Annotated in this window: 15 protein-coding genes; 5 read left to right on the top strand and 10 right to left on the bottom strand. The window is 60.7% G+C overall.

Going from position 1 to position 16,978, the window contains the following annotated elements; all coding sequences use genetic code 11:
- Positions 1 to 30: 30 nt before the first annotated feature.
- The 5 genes from VFO93_RS02435 to VFO93_RS02415 all read right to left on the bottom strand — a co-directional run bounded on the left by VFO93_RS02435 (position 31) and on the right by VFO93_RS02415 (position 6,921).
- On the bottom strand, positions 31 to 1,428 hold the full coding sequence (locus VFO93_RS02435; protein WP_325132721.1) for a tetratricopeptide repeat protein: 1,398 nt from the start codon (positions 1,426 to 1,428) through the stop codon (positions 31 to 33).
- 176 nt (positions 1,429 to 1,604) lie between these two features.
- Positions 1,605 to 2,606: an NAD-dependent epimerase/dehydratase family protein gene (locus VFO93_RS02430; protein ID WP_325132720.1), complete on the bottom strand. Its 1,002-nt coding sequence runs from the start codon at positions 2,604 to 2,606 to the stop codon at positions 1,605 to 1,607.
- The gene (locus VFO93_RS02425; protein ID WP_325132719.1) at positions 2,603 to 3,385 is read right to left on the bottom strand and encodes a tyrosine-protein phosphatase; all 783 of its coding nucleotides are present in this window, start codon (positions 3,383 to 3,385) and stop codon (positions 2,603 to 2,605) included. The genes VFO93_RS02430 and VFO93_RS02425 overlap by 4 nt, the downstream gene beginning before the upstream one ends.
- A gap of 21 nt (positions 3,386 to 3,406) precedes the next feature.
- On the bottom strand, positions 3,407 to 5,914 hold the full coding sequence (locus VFO93_RS02420; protein ID WP_325132718.1) for a polysaccharide biosynthesis tyrosine autokinase: 2,508 nt from the start codon (positions 5,912 to 5,914) through the stop codon (positions 3,407 to 3,409).
- A gap of 65 nt (positions 5,915 to 5,979) precedes the next feature.
- The gene (locus VFO93_RS02415; protein WP_325132717.1) at positions 5,980 to 6,921 is read right to left on the bottom strand and encodes a polysaccharide biosynthesis/export family protein; all 942 of its coding nucleotides are present in this window, start codon (positions 6,919 to 6,921) and stop codon (positions 5,980 to 5,982) included.
- A 223-nt stretch (positions 6,922 to 7,144) separates the two neighbouring features.
- Here VFO93_RS02415 and VFO93_RS02410 point away from each other — a divergent pair, with 223 nt between their 5' ends.
- The 4 genes from VFO93_RS02410 to hpf all read left to right on the top strand — a co-directional run bounded on the left by VFO93_RS02410 (position 7,145) and on the right by hpf (position 10,072).
- Positions 7,145 to 8,293, top strand: a complete 1,149-nt coding sequence (locus VFO93_RS02410; protein ID WP_325132716.1) for an acyl-CoA dehydrogenase family protein — start codon at positions 7,145 to 7,147, stop codon at positions 8,291 to 8,293.
- A gap of 206 nt (positions 8,294 to 8,499) precedes the next feature.
- Complete coding sequence (gene rpsU, locus VFO93_RS02405) at positions 8,500 to 8,694, top strand: 30S ribosomal protein S21 (RefSeq protein ID WP_325132715.1); 195 nt, start codon at positions 8,500 to 8,502, stop codon at positions 8,692 to 8,694.
- A 96-nt stretch (positions 8,695 to 8,790) separates the two neighbouring features.
- Positions 8,791 to 9,735: a tyrosine-type recombinase/integrase gene (locus VFO93_RS02400; RefSeq protein WP_325132714.1), complete on the top strand. Its 945-nt coding sequence runs from the start codon at positions 8,791 to 8,793 to the stop codon at positions 9,733 to 9,735.
- Between the two features lie 34 nt (positions 9,736 to 9,769).
- Entirely contained in the window at positions 9,770 to 10,072 is a 303-nt protein-coding gene (gene hpf, locus VFO93_RS02395) for a ribosome hibernation-promoting factor, HPF/YfiA family (protein ID WP_325132713.1), read from the top strand.
- A gap of 94 nt (positions 10,073 to 10,166) precedes the next feature.
- Here the strand turns inward: hpf and metK are convergent, their stop codons facing one another.
- The 3 genes from metK to VFO93_RS02380 all read right to left on the bottom strand — a co-directional run bounded on the left by metK (position 10,167) and on the right by VFO93_RS02380 (position 13,478).
- Positions 10,167 to 11,429, bottom strand: a complete 1,263-nt coding sequence (metK, locus tag VFO93_RS02390; protein WP_325132712.1) for a methionine adenosyltransferase — start codon at positions 11,427 to 11,429, stop codon at positions 10,167 to 10,169.
- Positions 11,430 to 11,572: 143 nt separating this feature from the next.
- Positions 11,573 to 12,775, bottom strand: coding sequence for a class I SAM-dependent methyltransferase (locus tag VFO93_RS02385; protein WP_325132711.1), 1,203 nt, complete (start codon positions 12,773 to 12,775; stop codon positions 11,573 to 11,575).
- Positions 12,776 to 12,941: 166 nt separating this feature from the next.
- Entirely contained in the window at positions 12,942 to 13,478 is a 537-nt protein-coding gene (locus tag VFO93_RS02380) for a hypothetical protein (RefSeq protein WP_325132710.1), read from the bottom strand.
- Between the two features lie 303 nt (positions 13,479 to 13,781).
- Here VFO93_RS02380 and ahcY point away from each other — a divergent pair, with 303 nt between their 5' ends.
- Entirely contained in the window at positions 13,782 to 15,101 is a 1,320-nt protein-coding gene (ahcY, locus tag VFO93_RS02375) for an adenosylhomocysteinase (RefSeq protein WP_325132709.1), read from the top strand.
- A gap of 184 nt (positions 15,102 to 15,285) precedes the next feature.
- On the opposite strand, the gene VFO93_RS02370 is transcribed toward ahcY, so the two are convergent.
- The gene (locus tag VFO93_RS02370; RefSeq protein WP_325132708.1) at positions 15,286 to 15,789 is read right to left on the bottom strand and encodes a hypothetical protein; all 504 of its coding nucleotides are present in this window, start codon (positions 15,787 to 15,789) and stop codon (positions 15,286 to 15,288) included.
- Between the two features lie 47 nt (positions 15,790 to 15,836).
- Positions 15,837 to 16,898 carry an LLM class flavin-dependent oxidoreductase gene (locus VFO93_RS02365; RefSeq protein ID WP_325132707.1) on the bottom strand — a complete coding sequence of 354 codons (1,062 nt, stop codon included), beginning with the start codon at positions 16,896 to 16,898 and terminating at the stop codon, positions 15,837 to 15,839.
- Positions 16,899 to 16,978: the final 80 nt, after the last annotated feature.

Genomic DNA, 16,978 nt, shown 5'->3' with positions numbered 1-16,978 from the left:
AAAATACACCGGCGCTAAAACCTGCCCGCGCTACGGGCGAAACTGGTCGATGAGCCGGCGCAGGGCGGGCTGGTTTTCGAGCTCCGGGAAGTAGTCGAACAGTAGCACGTGCTGCTCATAATTGAGCGTGAGGGCCGTTTCCAGCTCCTGGTAGGCCTCGCGCAGGCGGCCGGCGGCCAGCAGGTAGGCGCAGTACATGTAGTGAAAATGCGCCTCGTGCGGGTGCAGCCCCACGGCGTGGCTGATGAGGTCGATGGCTTCCTCGTAGTGCCCCTGCTCGTAGAGAATGGCGCTCCAGCTTACCCAGCCGGTAGCGTCGTCGGGGGCTACCTGGGTGGCTTTTTCGTAGGCTTCGAGCGCGCTCACCACGTTGCCGAGCTGGTTTTCGGCCGCGCCCAGGGCCGTCCAGTACTCGCCGCTTTCGCCGTAGAGCTCCACGGCCTTGCGGAAGTAATGCAGCGCCTCAAACGGCCGCTCCTGCTCTTGCAGCAGCACGCCCTGCCCAAACCACGCCTCGTCCATGTTAGGGTTGATGTCGAGCGCTTTGCGGTAGTAGAGTCGGGCTTGCTCCCAGTTGCGCAGCTTTTCGTAGCACTCGCCGATGTTGCACAACGCCTCGTCAGTAGGCTCGCCGGCGGGGTGGCTCAGCTCAAATTCGGCGATGGCCTTTTCGTACTGCTGCTGGCACACGTAGGTGTCGGCCAGCCAGTGGTGGGCGTCGTGAAAGTCGCCGTCGATGACGATGGCGTAGTCGAAGGCCGCTGCCGCTTGGTCGTACTTTTCGCGGCGGTAGTAGTACTGGCCCAGGTTGTACCAGGCCACGGCCGAGTAGGGGTCGTCGTCGGTGAAGCGCTGAAAAAACTCTTCGTGCTCGGGCAGGCGGTGGCTTACTTCCAGGCAGTTGAGCAGCTCTTGCACGGTCGCCTCGTTGTCGGGGTGCAGGCGCAGGCTGTGCTTGTAGTGACGGGCCGCGCTCTTGTATTTCTGCCAGCTCTGGTAGGCCAGGCCCAGGTTGAAGTGAATGTCCTCGCGGTCAGGATTGGTAGCCAGGGCCGCCTGAAAAAAGCGCACGGCTTCTTCAAACTCGCCGCGCTGCGTGGCGATGATGCCGCGCGTCACGGCCACGTCAGCGTTGTCGGGGTCGAGGCTGGCCACGTTGGCAATCTGGCGCTCGGCCTCGTTGTAGTCGCCGCGCATGGCCGAAATCTGGGCGCGGTCGATAAGCAGCTCAGTCGAAAACGGATATTGACCTAGCGCCAACTCACAAGCCTGCTGGGCTTTGTCGAAGGCCGCGCTGGTAACGTAGTGGTCGATGATAATCTCAAACTCTTCCAGGTCGAAAAAGGCCGCCTCGTCGTGCGCCACCATGCGCTCGTAGCGCCGCACCGTATTCTGAGCCGCCCGGGGGTCTTCAAATGATTCGTTCATGCGCATAAAAACACGATATAAATACGGATTAGGCTAACAATTTAACGATGCCGGGCCGGTTTGGCAATACGCGCAAAAAGTCCGCTGAATGGCGCTTGCCGACAAGTAGTGTAACCCAGCTGGTTAATTGTTTTCCAACCCGCGATTTGCTAAGATACAACCGCCTGCGGGCCGCGTCAGTTCGTTTTGAGCTCCTGCGCCACCCAGGCAATGGTTTCGGTTAGCGGCCGGAAACCTAAGCCCGTGGCCTGCTGGGCTTTGCGGGCGTCGTACTCGATGCGCTGCCGCCCGGCCCGCGCTGTGTCGCGGGTGATGAGCGGGCGCGCGCCCGTGAGCAGCGACCGCCCGTGCTCGAGCCGCCAGATAATCTCGGCTGCCCAGTCGGGCACGGCCACCGTGGGCGGCCGCCGCCCCAGCGCCTGCGCCACCTGCGCCAGAAAATCGCCCAGCAGGCAGGCCCCGCCGTTGAGGATGTAGCGCTCGGCGGTGGGGCGGGGCGGCAGCTCCAGCGTCAGGCGCAGCAGGTGGGCCACCACGTCGCGCACGTCCACGAAGTTGAGCAGGCCGCGGGTATAGAAGCGGTGCTCGTCGTGGGCGTAGCGCAGCAGGCGGGTGCTACTGCGGTGCCAGTCGCCGGGCCCCAGCACCACCGAGGGGTTCACGATGATGGCCGACAGGCCCTCGGCCGCGCCGCGCCACACCTCCAGCTCGGCCAGGTACTTGCTGGTGGCGTAGGCCGGGTGGCTGGCACCCAGGTCCCAGGTCGCGGTTTCGTCAACGAGCCGCACGGCGGCAGGGTCTTGCGCTTCTTCGGGTGCGGCGGGCGGCGGCCCCAGCGCGGCTACCGACGACACGTAGCCCAGCCGGATGCCGGGCCGCGCCAGGCAGGCATCGACCACGGCCGCCGTGCCTTCCACGTTCACTTGCAGCAGGGCGTCCTCGTCCTGCGGGGCGTAGGACACCAGGCCGGCGCAGTGAAACACGTGCGTCACGTCGGGCGAAATAACCGAGGCCAGCAGGGTAGCATCGAGCAGGTCGCCGGCTACCCAGTCTACGCCGGGCGCGGCGGCCGTGGGCACCGGCCCCCGGTGCAGGGCGCGCACCTCCAGCCCGCGCGCCCGCAGCTCGCGCAGCAAAAAGGAGCCAATCAGGCCCGTGCCCCCGGTCACGAAAATCATAAGGTGCTGTTGAGCAAGGGTAACGCCATCAGCTTCTGAAAGTAAGAAGAGCTGACGGTTTTGCCGGCCAGCGCGGCCGTGTGGCGCAGGTGGTGGGTGTCGGTGCCCACAAAGTCGATGAGCCGCTCGTCAATCAGCTGCTCGGCCACGCGGCGGGCGGCGGGCGAGTAGTAGCCCGCCAATGAGTTAAGGTTGAGCTGCAACAGCACGCCATACTCTTCGCGCAGCTTGCGCACCTCGGCCAGCCGGCCGTAGAAGTAGGTGTAGCGCTCGGGGTGGGCCAGCACCGGCTGGTAGCCCGCCGCCTTCAGCCCAAATATTGTGGCTTGCAGGTTGAAAGGCTCGTTCATGTACGAGGTTTCGAAGAGCAAATAGCGGCGCTCGCCCCCGAAGGTCAGCAGCTCGGTGCCCGCCTCCAGCTTCTGGCCCAGCCACTCGTCGAGGTAGTACTCGGCGGCGCACTCCAGCTGCACATCATCGAGGCCGGCGGCGGCGGCGGCCGTGCGTAGCTCATCTAGCGCTGCCCGAATTCCCTCGGGCGTGTTCTTGTAAAAGTCGCCCATCACGTGGGGCGTCATCACCAGCTTGCGAAAGCCCAGCTCACGCAGCTCGCGCAGCAGTTCCAGGCTGTGGGCCACGGTTTCGGCCCCGTCGTCGAGGCCCGGCAGCAGGTGCGAGTGCATGTCGGTGTGCAGGCCGCCAAACGGTGGCCCCTGCTGGGCCGCCCGGCCCCCGGTAGCGCCGCCGCTACCCCACAATCGCTGCCAAAAACCGGCCATACGTACCTGTTGCTTCGCTGCTTAGCTGAAAATATTCTTGATTTTTTGCCCCAGCGTCTGCGGCTTGGTCGGCTCCTCGTAGTAGCCCATGCCGTAGCTGCCGTAGCCATACCCGTAGCCGTAGCCATAGCCGTAGCCATACCCGTAGCCGGTGTTGGCCTTGGCATCATTGAGGATGGTGCAGAGCTTGGTAAACTGATTGTTGCTCATCAGGCGGTTCAGGTTTTTGAGGAACGCCTTGCGCGAGTAGTTGGCGCGCGCGATGTAAATCGGCACGTCGGCCTTGCGCATGATGAGAATGCCATCGGTGACGAGGCCCACCGGTGGCGTATCAATCAGAATAACGTCGTAACTGCGGTGCAGCTCGGCCAGCAGCTGGTCGAAGCGCGGGTGCAGAATGAGTTCTGATGGGTTGGGTGGGGTAGGGCCGGCCGAGATGAAGTCGAGCGACTCGATGCTGGTGCGCTGCACACACTCGGCCACCGTGTGCCGCTCGATAAGGATGGTGCTGATGCCGCGCACGTTTTCGGCCCCGAACGCCAGGTTCACCTTCGGCTTGCGCATGTCCAGGTCGAGGATAATGACGCGCTGGCCCGACAAGGCAATGATGCCGCCCAGGTTGACGGCCACGAAGGTTTTGCCTTCGCCCGAAATGGTAGACGTAATCGAAATAATCCGCTTCTTGTTGGCCGGGCTGATAAAGTCGAGGTTGGTGCGAATCGAGCGGATGGCCTCCGACACTGACGACTTGGGATTCTTATCCACTACCAGCCGCGATACTTCCAGCTTTTCCTTGTCGTAGGTCGGAATGATGCCCAGCACTGATGCCCGCGTATTGCGCTCCAGCTCCTGCACACTTGTTATCGTGTTGTGCATCAGGTAGCGTGTGGCTATCAGCCCCAGCCCCAGCGCCAGCCCGCCCGCCAGCCCAATGGCATACACTAGCAGGCGTACCGGCGAGATGGGCTCGGCCGGTGGGTAGGCCGGCGACAAAATCGAAAAGTCGGCCGTAGTGCCCGCCTGCTGAATGCTGAAATCGAGCTTGCGGTTGAGCAATTGCTGGTAGGTGTTGGCGTACAAATCCAGGGGCCGCTTGATGCGCTCCTGCTGGGTAGCCAGCTCGGGCATGGCCATCAGGCGGTTGTTGAGCTCAGAAGTCTGCCGGGCCAGGCGGGCCAGCTGCTGTTGTAGCAGGTCGCGGTCGCGGCCAAGCTGGCGCTCCAGTGCCGTCCGGGTTTCCTGGATGCTGATTTGCGCTTTTTGTACGGCCAGGGTCTTGTCTGTTTGGGAAAGTAGCGTGAGGCGTAAAGCCCGCTGCTGCCCATCCAGGTCATTGAGCAGGGGCATAAGCAGCGGGTCGTTAAGTTCGGCCAGTCCCGGTAGGTTGTCACTTACCCTTTCGTTTTCGGAGCGCGTGAGCTGGCCCCGCGCTACCACCGTCTGCACCTGGTCAAGCAGGCGCAGGTTTTGCTCTAGCTTTTCGCGCGATAGCTGGAGTTCCTCGAGGCGCTCCTTCAGCGTGCCCACGTCGGCTTTCACGTCGTAGCTTTTGCTGCGGCGCACGAAGTTCTGCTGGTCGTCCTCAGCCACGCGCAGCCGGCGGTCGTTTTCGGCGATAATGCGGTTGATGTAGCTCAGCGTCGAGTCGGTGCTTTGCTTTTTGCTGGCCAGCTTTTCCTGCAAGTACACCGAATCGATGTTGTTGACGATGTGGGCCGCCTTGGCCGCATTGTTGTCGGCAAACGATATTTCGATGGTATTGGCGTTAGGGTTAACTACCTTCACTTCCAGGTTGCGGTCGAGGTAGCTGTTGATAGCGCCATCGTTGAGAATCGTGAAGCTATAGGGAGGCTCGTCGCCCGCTGGCAGTGGCCGGCCGGGCACGGCTTCCAGCCGCAGCTCGGCCCCCGGAAGTTTCACCCACTCGCCCAGGGCGTAGTTACCCGTTAGTTCCTGACCGCGCGCTTTCACACTGAGCTGGTAGCGGCCAGCGGTGGGGAAGCTAACCTGAAACTTCAGCCCGTACAGGCTGGGGTCGCTTACCTTGTGCTGCACGCGGAAAGGAGCGGCGTTGTAGAGCTCATTCTCCAGCACCGTGCCCTGCACGTAGTAGTTGACATCAAGCGCCAGCCGCTTTTTAAGGTTTGTGTAAGTCAGGTTTGACTTAATCAGCTCGACCTCACCGGCCAGTTGCTGGCCCGGACCCGCAGTTTCCTGCTTAAGGGCCCCGATGCCTATTTTCTGCGCCTCCGAGCGCTCGTCGAGCTTGAGCAGCGAAGCGGCCTTGTACACCGGCTTGGTATAGCGCAAAAACAACCACGAGCCCGTGACCCCAAGCGCGATAAGCAGCACCACCCACAGCAAGCTGCGCCGCGCTACCAGCACCAGCGTAGCCGTGTCGAAGCCACCGCCCAGCTCTTCGTCTTCGGCAGCCTGGGCAGCGCCCGAGGCGGGTGGTAGCTGGCTTGCGCCTTCCCCGTTGGCGCGGCGGATAAGTTCTTCTAGCTCGGCGTTCTCGCTTAATGCCATACAATATAGATGCTTACGTGTAGCGGATAGGGCCAGTGAATAAAGGGCGGCACAAAAATAATTTCTTACCTATTCTGGCGGGCAATGGTGATAATGGTAAAGACAATGCTAACTGCACTAAGCAGGGTGGCCCCTGCCGCAAATGCCGGCGTAGCGTCGGTGAGGCCTTCGAGGAAGCGGCGGCGCACCGGCTCGATGTACACAATATCGTTGGGCTCCATCTGCAGATTGGCGCGCCGCATGCCAGCGATAGTACTGAGGTCGACCTGCTCGACCTGTGGGTTTTTTAAATCGCCCCGAATAATGCGAATAGTAGACGTTTTGCCGCCGTAGCGATAAATGCCATTGCCGCCGCCCGCCGTGCCTTCCAGCCCTCCTGCTAACGCCAGAACCTCCAAAAGATTCATATTGTCATTAGCTAAGGGAATCACTTGGCCGCCCGGCGAGCCCAGCACCACTACGCGGTTGTTGGTAACGCGCGTCTGGATAAACGGCTCGCGGTAGTAGGGGCTGTACTGCACTTGCAGCAGGCTGTCGGCCTGGTGCAGCGTGAGGCCGCTCACTCGCACCTGGCCCACCACGGGCAGCGCGGCGGTGCCATCGGCCTGCACCAGTATTTCAAGGCCCGAGGCGCTGGAGTTGGCCCCGGCGCGCGAGACAGTGCGGCTGGTGGAAGTAGCGCTGGTGCGCGGCGATAGGCTGGGTACCTGCCCGGCCGGGGCTCCCGCGCCCAGCTCACCGTTGGGGTCGATAATGCGCTCTCCTTTGTTAGTATAGATGCGCAAATCCAGAAAATCGTTGGGCTGAATGCGGTAGTTGCGGTCGGTGCGGTTCACGGCTACGCGCAGCTTGGCCGTGTCGAGGCGGTTGCCATTCTCATCCGTCAGCCGGAACAAAACGCGCTGATTATAATAGCGGTTGGACGCGCACGAAGAAAACAAAAGCAGCACCGGCAGGCACAAAACCAGGCAGCGGAGCAAGGCCGTGCGGACGAGGAGAGAGTTCAACAGCGTAAGAATGAAGCCAGCGGGTGCCTCTTTTTGCGGCTGGCAGAGACCTAAAAAGTCTCAAAAGTAACTTATATAAAGTAGCCTTTCCAATTTCACGGATAGCGCCCGCCCGACCAGCTGACTTCGCTTCGGCTTTTGGAAGGTATTTTTGTTTAGCAAAAACCCTGCTAGGCAAGGTTGCGCTTCATACTCTCCTCACCCTACCCACCCAAATTTCTTTATGGAAGCTACCGTAGCGACCGAAAACCAAGCCATGATAGCGCAGATGGTGCGCGACTTTGGCCAGCAGCACATCAAGCCCCACATGATGCGCTGGGACGAATCCCAGGAGTTTCCGCGCGATGTATTTCGCCAGCTCGGCGAGCTCGGCCTCATGGGCGTGCTCGTGCCGCAGGAGTACGGCGGCTCGGGCTTCGGCTACCAGGAGTACGTGACGGCCATCGCCGAGCTCGCCAAAATCGACGGTAGCATCGGCCTCAGCATGGCGGCCCACAACTCGCTTTGCACCGGCCACATCCTCCAGCACGCTTCCGAAGCGCAGAAGCACAAGTACCTGCCGCGCCTCGCCTCGGGCGAGTGGATAGGCGCCTGGGGCCTCACCGAGCCCAATACGGGCTCCGACGCCGGCAACATGCGCACCACCGCTGTGCTCGATGAGAGCGGCGAATATTACGTGCTCAACGGGGCCAAGAACTTCATTACCCACGGCAAAAGCGGCGACGTGGCCGTGGTCATCGCCCGTACCGGCGAGGTCGGCGACTCGCACGGCATGACGGCCTTCATCATCGAGCGCAACACGCCCGGCTTCGCGGCCGGCCGAAAGGAAGACAAGCTTGGCATGCGCGCCTCCGAGACGACCGAGCTCATTTTTACCGACTGCAAAGTGCCCGTCGAAAACGTGATTGGCAAGGTCGGCGACGGCTTCGTGCAGTCGTTGAAAGTGCTTGATGGTGGGCGTATCAGCATCGCGGCGCTCAGCCTGGGCATTGCGCAGGGTGCCTACGAGGCGGCGCTGCAATACTCCAAGGAGCGCCACCAGTTCAACCAGCCCATCAGCAATTTCCAGGGCATCGCCTTCAAGCTGGCCGACATGGCCACCGAAATCGAGGCTGCCAGCCTGCTCACCTACCGCGCCGCCGCCCTCAAAGACCAAGGCCAGAACGTGAACCGCGAGTCGGCGATGGCCAAGCTCTACGCCTCCGAGGTGTCGGTGCGCGTGGCCAACGAAGGCGTGCAAATCTTCGGCGGCTACGGCTACACCAAAGACTACCCCGCCGAGAAATACTACCGCGACGCCAAGCTCTGCACCATCGGCGAGGGCACCAGCGAGATTCAGAAACTGGTTATTGCAAGAGCATTGTTGAAGTGATAAATGGGTAGTACAGGTTCAATGGAGTATTTCAAGACCACGGCACGGGGGCTTGAGTTAGCACACCGTTTGAGCTACCTTGGAAATAGCGAGGAGTGACTATGACTAGCCCTGTACTACCCGCCACTTAATTGAACTTGCAGAATTAAAGACGATTGGTTATCTTTGCGGCCCGTTTGCCCTGAAAAGACTCCTTACCTCTCGATATGATTATCGTTCAAATCAAAGACAACGAAACCGTTGACCGTGCGCTGAAGCGCTTCAAGAAGAAATTCGAGCGCACCGGCGTTCTGAAAGAGCTGCGTCGCCGCACGTTCTTCCAGAAGCCCAGCATCACCAAGCGTAAGCTGAAGCAAAAGGCTGTTTACAAGCTCGCTACCTACGGTACTGACAGCGAATAGCCGCTAGGCTGCACGCTTTTTAGTGGCTTTGGAAAGCCCGCCCCGCTGCCTTGCGCACGGGGCGGGCTTTTCGCGTTGTAGTGGTTTTGCCGGTAATTGAAAATTTCTGCTACCTTGCGCCCGGCCCGCCAGTCGGGCTTTTTGCTGCCTGGTTTTATGGAGGAGTTTCTGGATTTTTTGCGCTACGAAAAGCGCTTCAGCCCGCACACGGTCACGTCGTACCAAACCGACTTGTCGCAGTTTGCCGCCTTTCTGAAGCAGGAATACGAGCTGACCGAGCCGGCCCAGGCCACGCACCCGCTCATCCGCGACTGGGTAGTGAGCCTGATGGGCCAGAACCTCGACCCGCGCACCGTAAACCGCAAAGTGGCCTGCCTGCGCTCGTACTACAAGTTTTTGCTGCGGCTGCGCCACATCGAGGCCAACCCGATGCTACGCATCAAGGCCCCTAAAATGGCCAAGAAGCTGCCCGAGTTCGTGCCTGAGGAGTCGCTGAACCGGCTGCTCAACTCCTTCGAGTTTGAACCCACCTTTGCCGGCGCGCGCGACCAGCTGGTGCTCGAAACACTCTACGGCACCGGCATTCGCCTTTCCGAACTGCTGGGCATCACCGATGCCGACGTGGACGCCAACGCCCGCACCGTGCGCGTGACGGGCAAGGGCAACAAGCAGCGCGTGGTGCCCCTCAACCCCTCGCTGCTGCTGGTGCTGGAGAAGTACCGCACGGCCCGCGCTGCCGAGTTTGGCCCCCGCGCCGCCAGCGGCCCGCTGCTACGCACCGATAAGGGCGAGCCGCTCTACGAAAAGCTGGTGTACCGCACCGTCAAGAAATACCTGAGCCAGGTTTCGACTTCGGCGGCGCACCAGCATCCGCACGCGCTGCGCCATGCCTTTGCTACTCATTTACTTGGCAAAGGCGCCGACCTCAACGCTATTAAAGAATTGCTCGGGCACGCTAGCTTAGCGGCCACGCAGGTGTACACGCACTTGTCCGTTGACCGGCTAAAATCCGTATTCGAACAAGCTCACCCCCGAGCGTAAAAGTTTACTGTTTCCCACTCAACTTCTTTTGCCCATGAAAGTGCAAGTGCAATCGGTGCATTTTGACGCCGACCAAAAACTGCTCGACTTTATTCAGCACCGCCTCGATAAACTCGACCACTTCTACGACCGCATCACCGACGGCGAGGTTATTATGCGCCTCAACAACAAAGACGGCATCGCCAACAAGACGGTCGAAATCAAGCTGATGGTGCCGGGCAGCACCCTCTTCAGCACCGAAGACGCCGCTTCGTTTGAGGCCGCTGCCGACGCCGCCGTAGAAGCCCTGAAGCGCCAGATTTCGAAGTACAAAGAGAAGCAATTGAACCTGCACTAGTGCCACTTGCGCGGACTTTATAATCCGTGCAATATAAAAAAAGCCCCGGTAGCCAATTGACTACCGGGGCTTTTCTGTAATTAAACTTCGCCGCTTACAGCGCGAACGCAGCTTTGATTTTATCGACGTAATCGAGTTTTTCCCAAGTAAACGTCTCGAAGGTCTTTTCTTCGCCGTTCTCCATTTTCACCGTCACGGTGCCGGGCTGGCGGCCCATGTGGCCGTAGGCGGCCGTTTGGCCGAAGATGGGGTTGCGCAGGCCCAGGCGCTCCACGATGGCGTAGGGGCGCAGGTCGAACAGCTCGTTTACTTTGGTAGCGATTTCGCCGTCGGTCAGGGGCTGGCCGTTGGTGCCCAGGGCTTTGGTAGTGCCGTAGGTGGTCACGTAGAGACCCACCGGCTTGGCTACGCCGATGGCGTAGGCCACTTGCACCAGCGCCTGCTCGGCCACGCCGGCGGCCACCAGGTTTTTGGCGATGTGGCGGGTAGCGTAGGCTGCCGAGCGGTCTACCTTGCTCGAATCCTTACCCGAGAAGGCGCCGCCACCGTGCGCGCCCTTGCCGCCGTAGGTGTCCACGATGATTTTGCGGCCGGTGAGGCCTGAGTCGCCGTGCGGGCCACCGATAACGAACTTGCCCGTGGGGTTAATGTGGTGTGTGATGCTATCGGTAAACAGCGCCTGAATTTCGGGGCTCAGCTTGGCTTTTACGCGGGGAATGAGGATGTTAACGATGTCCTCCTTGATGCGGGCCAGCATCACTTCTTCCGAGGCGTCGAAGTCGTCGTGCTGGGTGCTGATGACGATGGTTTCGATGGCCTCGGGGTGGTGGTCGTCGGAGTAGCGGATGGTTACCTGGCTCTTAGCATCGGGGCGCAGGTAGGTCATTTCCTCGCCCACCTTGCGGATGGTAGCCAGCTCCTGCAACAGGCTGTGTGATAAGTCCAAGGCCAGCGGCATAAAGTTGTCGGTTTCGCTGGTGGCGTAGCCGAACATCATGCCTTGGTCGCCGGCACCCTGCTCTTCGGGGGCCTGGCGCACCACGCCCTGGTTGATGTCGGGCGACTGCTCGTGCAGCCGGTTCATCACCTCGCAGGTGTCGGCGTTGAAGAGGTATTCGGGCTTGTTGTAGCCGATGCGCCGAATCGTGTCGCGGATAATTGCCTCAGCTTCAACGTGCGCGGTAGACTTGATTTCGCCGGCCACGAGCGCAAAATCCGTCGTGACGAGGGTTTCGCAGGCTACTTTGGCACTGGGGTCCTGGCGCAAATACTCATCGAGGATGGCGTCGGAAATCTGGTCGGCAACTTTATCGGGGTGGCCTTCCGAAACCGACTCGGAAGTGAACAGATACGGCATGAGAGAAAGTTAGTCAAACAACAAGAACGCCCGCCCAGCCAGGCAGCGGCGCGGGCGGGCGAAAGACAAAAGTAATGATTAATAGGTAGTGGTAAGTAGTTGCCGCCCGCCAAATCAGAGCCAGCGGCTTTTCCAGTTGCCCACTACCCGGCCAGCGCCGCTTTCTCGCACACCAGCACCACCAGCCGCCCCCGCAAATCGGTAGTAGCAAACAAATAAATGTCGCCGCCCTCACGAATGCCCGTGCGCCGCCGGAAATCTGCCACCGACTCGGGAAAATTGCGCGTCGTGACGTGTGCCCGGCCCTCCGGCCCGAGGTGGCTTTTCAAAGTCGGCCCGTCGGCCTTCTCAGTGGCCAGAATGCGGAAAATGCGCCCTGGAAAATCGGCCCGCAGTTCGCTGCTGGTATACAGATGGCTGTGCTGCTGCAACTTGAGTAGCTCAAAGGCCGAGCCGATGCTCTTAAAAGCGCCAGCTTTGAGAATCGCCGCGTTGGGCTCGTAGAGGTACTGCTGCGCCTCGGCGTAGCGGGGTACGGCGCGGGCCTCGCGGGCGCGGTTCACGCGGAAATCCTGCTGCGTGCCGTCGCGGCGCAGGTTCACGGCCAGGCGCTCGGGGTCTACGGCGGGCTCCTGGCCCAGTTCGTAGAGCACTTCCTTCACCTCATTGTCAACAGCAATCACCCACAGGCGGCGCACGTGCCTGAGCTCCTGAATGGCCAACTCGATGTCGAGCATGGGCGAGGTCTTGAGCAAGATGCGCGGCGCATGGCGCAGCAGCAGCGGCATCAGTTTGGGCACGTCGGGCTCGCAGTCGGCCAGCCGGAAGGTCTTGCCGCCGCGCTGGTCGCGCCGGGCCGGGTCCAGAAACAACCAGTCGAACTGCGCGCCGCTGCTTTTCAGAAACGAAACCGCGTCGCTGGCGTGCACGGCCACGTTCGTGATGCCAAGCTGGGTTAGGTTATGCGCCACTACCTGCGATAGCTGCGCGTCGCGCTCCACGTAGTCAACTTGCTCGACCACCGCCGCGAAGTGCGCCGAGTCGGCCCCGAAGCCACCCGTGAGGTCGGCCAGCCGGGCAGCCCCGGCCACCAGCGCCGCCTTGTAGGTGGCGGTGCGCTCGGAGGAGGCCTGCTCGACTGAGAGCGCGGGCGGAAAAATCAAATCCTGGTTGTCGGCCCAGGCGGGCAGCTTCACGCGGGCTTTCTGGCGGGCCTGAATCTGGCGCACCAACTCGGGCACGGGTAGGTGGGGGTGGCGGCGGGCCTGCAACGCTAGGTGGGCAGGGTCGTCGTGCAGGTGGGCGGCCACGTAGCGCCGGGCCGCCTCGGGTAAGGGAAACTCCATTGTGCGCTAGTTAACGCAAAAAACACCGAACTGGTGCGCCGAGCCAGGTGATAGCCGTTGAACAGCGTAGAGACGCAATATTTTGCGTCTGGCGTTAGGATGCATTCGAATGCGTTACCTGACGCAAGACGCAAAATATTGCGTCTCTACTCCGCTCCAGATAATTCTAAAGCTGCCAGCGCAGCCCTAGCGTGGGCGCGCCCTGCGCCGTGGCCCCGAGGCCCACGCCGGCCGGCCGCAGCCGCTGCCACAGCGCGCCGTGCCGGGTAGCAGTCCCGTCAGTGTTGTAGGTATCAACGGCTTGCTTGAGGTAGTCGTTGGTGCGGCGATTGATGAAGAGCGTAGCGACCAAACTAACGGCCGCCGCCCCAATGGCTACCTGCTGCGTACCGTTGAAATACTGCGCGTCGCCGTGCCCAAAGACCTGCGAGCCATACACAATCACCGAGCCCAGCAGCACGCCCCGGTCAATTAGGTACAGCGTTTTCTGGCGGCTGTATTTGTCGAGCTCTGCCAATGCCGTGGGGCTGGTTTTGAGATACGGCCGCAGCTTCTGCCCAAAAAAGCCGGCACTCTGGTAGTTGTCCTCGCCGGTCTGGCCGGGCGGCAGAAAGAAAAAATTGCGCTGCGCGCCGTACTGGCCGCGTTCTAGGTCTTCGGGCGAGAGGCGGATGGTAGTAGGCTTGCTTTGAGCCAGACCCACGGAAACACTCCCGGCAGTAGCTAGGCCTAATAGGAGAAAAAAGCGATAAGCCCGCGAAAATTCAATCATAACTTAGTTAATAGTAATAAAATTCTAAGAGATACACTAAGTTAAGCGTAGCCGCCGATTTCGGTGCGTTGGCCTGCCTGAAGCTTGATTTGTGTGGGTCGGAAAGCACCGATTTTGGTTGGCGCGGCGAGCGCTGAGAAGCCGCCGGGCTGGTGCACTACTCGCTCACCCAAAACCTTTACGCGAACCAGTATCTTTGTACTCATTCTCACAGCTAACTAATTACTGACCGTCATGGTAGAAACCAAGCCCACGACTTACGTGCCCTTCAAAGTGAAGGACATGAGCCTGGCCGAGTGGGGCCGCAAAGAAATTCGCCTGGCCGAGGCCGAAATGCCCGGCCTGATGTCGCTGCGCACCGAGTTTGGCCCGAGCAAGCCGCTGGCGGGTGCCCGCATTGCCGGCTGCCTGCACATGACCATCCAAACGGCCGTGCTCATCGAAACCCTCATCGAGCTGGGGGCTGACGTTACGTGGTCGTCGTGCAACATCTTCTCGACCCAGGACCACGCCGCTGCGGCCATCGCTGCCGCCGGCATCCCGGTGTATGCCTGGAAGGGCATGAACGAGGAAGAATTCAACTGGTGCATCGAGCAGACGCTGTTTTTCGGCGAGGAGCGCCAGCCGCTCAACATGATTCTGGACGACGGCGGCGACCTCACCAACATGGTGCTCGACCAGTTCCCGGAGTTGGCCGCCGGCATCCGAGGCATCTCGGAAGAAACCACGACCGGCGTGCTACGCCTCATCGAGCGCGTGAAGCTGGGCACGCTGCCCATGCCCGCCTTCAACATCAACGACTCGGTAACGAAGTCAAAGTTTGACAACAAGTACGGCTGCAAAGAGTCGGCTGTAGACGCCATTCGCCGGGCTACCGACGTGATGATGGCCGGCAAAGTAGCCGTAGTAGCCGGCTACGGCGACGTAGGCAAAGGCACCGCCGCCTCGCTGCGCGGCGCTGGTGCCCGCGTTATCGTAACCGAAATCGACCCGATTTGCGCCCTGCAAGCCGCGATGGACAGCTACGAGGTGAAGAAAATGGAGAACGCCATCCCGCGCGCCGACATCGTCATCACTACCACCGGCAACTGCGACATCATCCGCGAAGAGCATTTCCGTGCCCTCAAGGACAAAGCGATTGTCTGCAATATCGGCCACTTCGATGATGAAATCGATATGGCGTGGCTCAACAAAAACTACGGCCACACCAAAGACACGGTGAAACCGCAGGTAGACATCTACAACATTGATGGCAAAGAGGTTATCATCCTGGCCGAAGGCCGCTTGGTAAACCTGGGCTGCGCTACCGGCCACCCGTCGTTCGTGATGTCGAACTCGTTTACCAACCAAACGCTGGCCCAGCTGGAGTTGTGGGCGCACGCCGACAAGTACGAAAACCAAGTGTACACGCTGCCCAAGCACCTCGATGAGAAGGTAGCACGCCTGCACCTCGCCAAAATCGGCGTGGAGCTAGACGAGCTGACGCCCAAACAGGCCGACTACATCAAGGTGCCGGTTGAGGGGCCGTTCAAGTCGGACCTATACCGCTACTAGACCGCAGATTCAAACGGATTTGTCGGATTTAACGGATACGCCCGCTGCGCGGGCTGACTACCTATCTTGTTTCCGCTTGACCATTGCTTGGTAGTTGAATAGAAAAGGCCACCCATTTGGGTGGCCTTTTCTATTAGTCAAATTCGCCTGCAAAAGCCGACAAATCCGCAGGTCAGATAAATGGCTAAATGGAGTTTTTTATGGGTATAAGACCCGTGAAGTCAGTTGTCTGGTGGAATACGGGCACGCCTAATAAATTCCAGCTGTGTGTTAAAACGGCGCTGTAGCGCAGCTGGGAACCACGTTGCTCCAGCCGTCCGGTAACCGGTTGCCAGGTGTGGCCCAGCCAGAAGCCGGATACAAAGGCATAGAGCCCGCGCGGCCGAACGAGGCCATTTTGCTGGTGGTACTCGGCCAGTAGGTTCAGGTTGTTGCTGCCGCCGAGAGACACGAGTTTCAGCGTGCTGGCATTGCCTAGCGGCGCATCTTTGGGAATGCTCGGCAGCAGGTTTTCATTGCCTGGAAGAGAACTGGTGGGCTTACCGGCGATGATAGTAAGCCCGACCACAAAGAAAACGGTGGCTGGCCAACCCATATGCTGCTTTACAAGCTTTGCCGCCCGAAAAAAGAGGTAAACCAACCCAATAAACAGCCCCGCGTTAAGGGCAGACCAGAGCAAGTTTTGCATCGTAAGCGGGCGGAGAAGGTTGAGCATTAATACAGTGAGCGGCACTATCAGCTTACGGCCGCAGTAGCGAGAGGTTGAACGCCCAGCGCCGCCCGCACCGCCGGGGCTACTTGCGTGCCAAACAGCTCCACCGAGCGGCGCACCTGCTCGTGCGGCATGCCTTCCAGCATCAGCTGGCCCAGGAAGCGGCTGTTGCCGAACAGCTTATCGAGGTAGAGTAGCTTGTCGATGATGTCCTGAACGCTACCCACGAAGAGCGGCCCCTGCGGCCCGCACAGGTAGTCAAACTGCGCCCGCGACATGGGCGGCCAGCCGCGCTCGCGCCCGATGCGGTTCATGGTGAGCGAGTAGGCCGGAAAAAACTCGTCGGCCGCCTGCCTAGCGGTTTCGGCCACGTGGAAGTGGCAATTCAAAGCCAGCGGCAGGACTGCCGCGTCGTGCCCAGCCTCCTGCGCCGAGCGGCGGTAGAGGTCGGCAAAGGCCACGTAGCGCGCTGGCTCGCCGCCCAGAATGGCAATCGTGAGCGGCAGCCCCAGCTGCCCGGCCCGCACCGCCGAGGCAGGCGTGCCGCCCACCCCAATCCAGATGGGCAGCTTGGCCTGCAAGGGGCGCGGGTACACGCCCAGGTTTTTGATGGGGGCGCGGTGCTTGCCCTGCCAGGTTATTTTCTCGCTTTCGTTGAGCTTGAGCAGCAGATGCAGCTTCTCCACAAACAGCGCGTCGTAGTCGTTCAGGTTTTGCCCAAACAGCGGAAACGACTCGGTGAATGAGCCACGCCCGGCGATAATCTCGGCCCGGCCGCCCGAAATCAAATCTACAGTGCTGAAATTCTGGAACGTCCGCACCGGGTCGGTGGAGCTGAGCACCGTGACGGCGCTGCTGAGGCGGATGCGCTGGGTGGTGCTGGCAATGGCCCCGAGCACTACCTCGGGGGCCGACACGAGGTAGTCGGCCCGGTGGTGCTCGCCAATGGCCACCACGTCGAGGCCGCTGGCGTCGGCAGTTTGGGCCAGGGCCAGCAGCTCCTGCATACGCTGGGCCGCGATGCGGTCGCCGCCCGCCACGTGGGCCGGCGCTACTTCGCTAAATGAGCCAATTCCTAATTCCATGAGCGTAGGTTATTGATATAATTGGTGTTGCGTCATTGTTTGTCGACCGTCATACTGAGCGGAGCGCAGCGGAGTCGAAG

Source organism: Hymenobacter sp., from assembly GCF_035709525.1.
Taxonomy (GTDB): Bacteria; Bacteroidota; Bacteroidia; order Cytophagales; family Hymenobacteraceae; genus Hymenobacter.
Note: the sequence above shows the minus strand (reverse complement) of the source record. Positions and strands in the feature narration are given on the sequence as shown.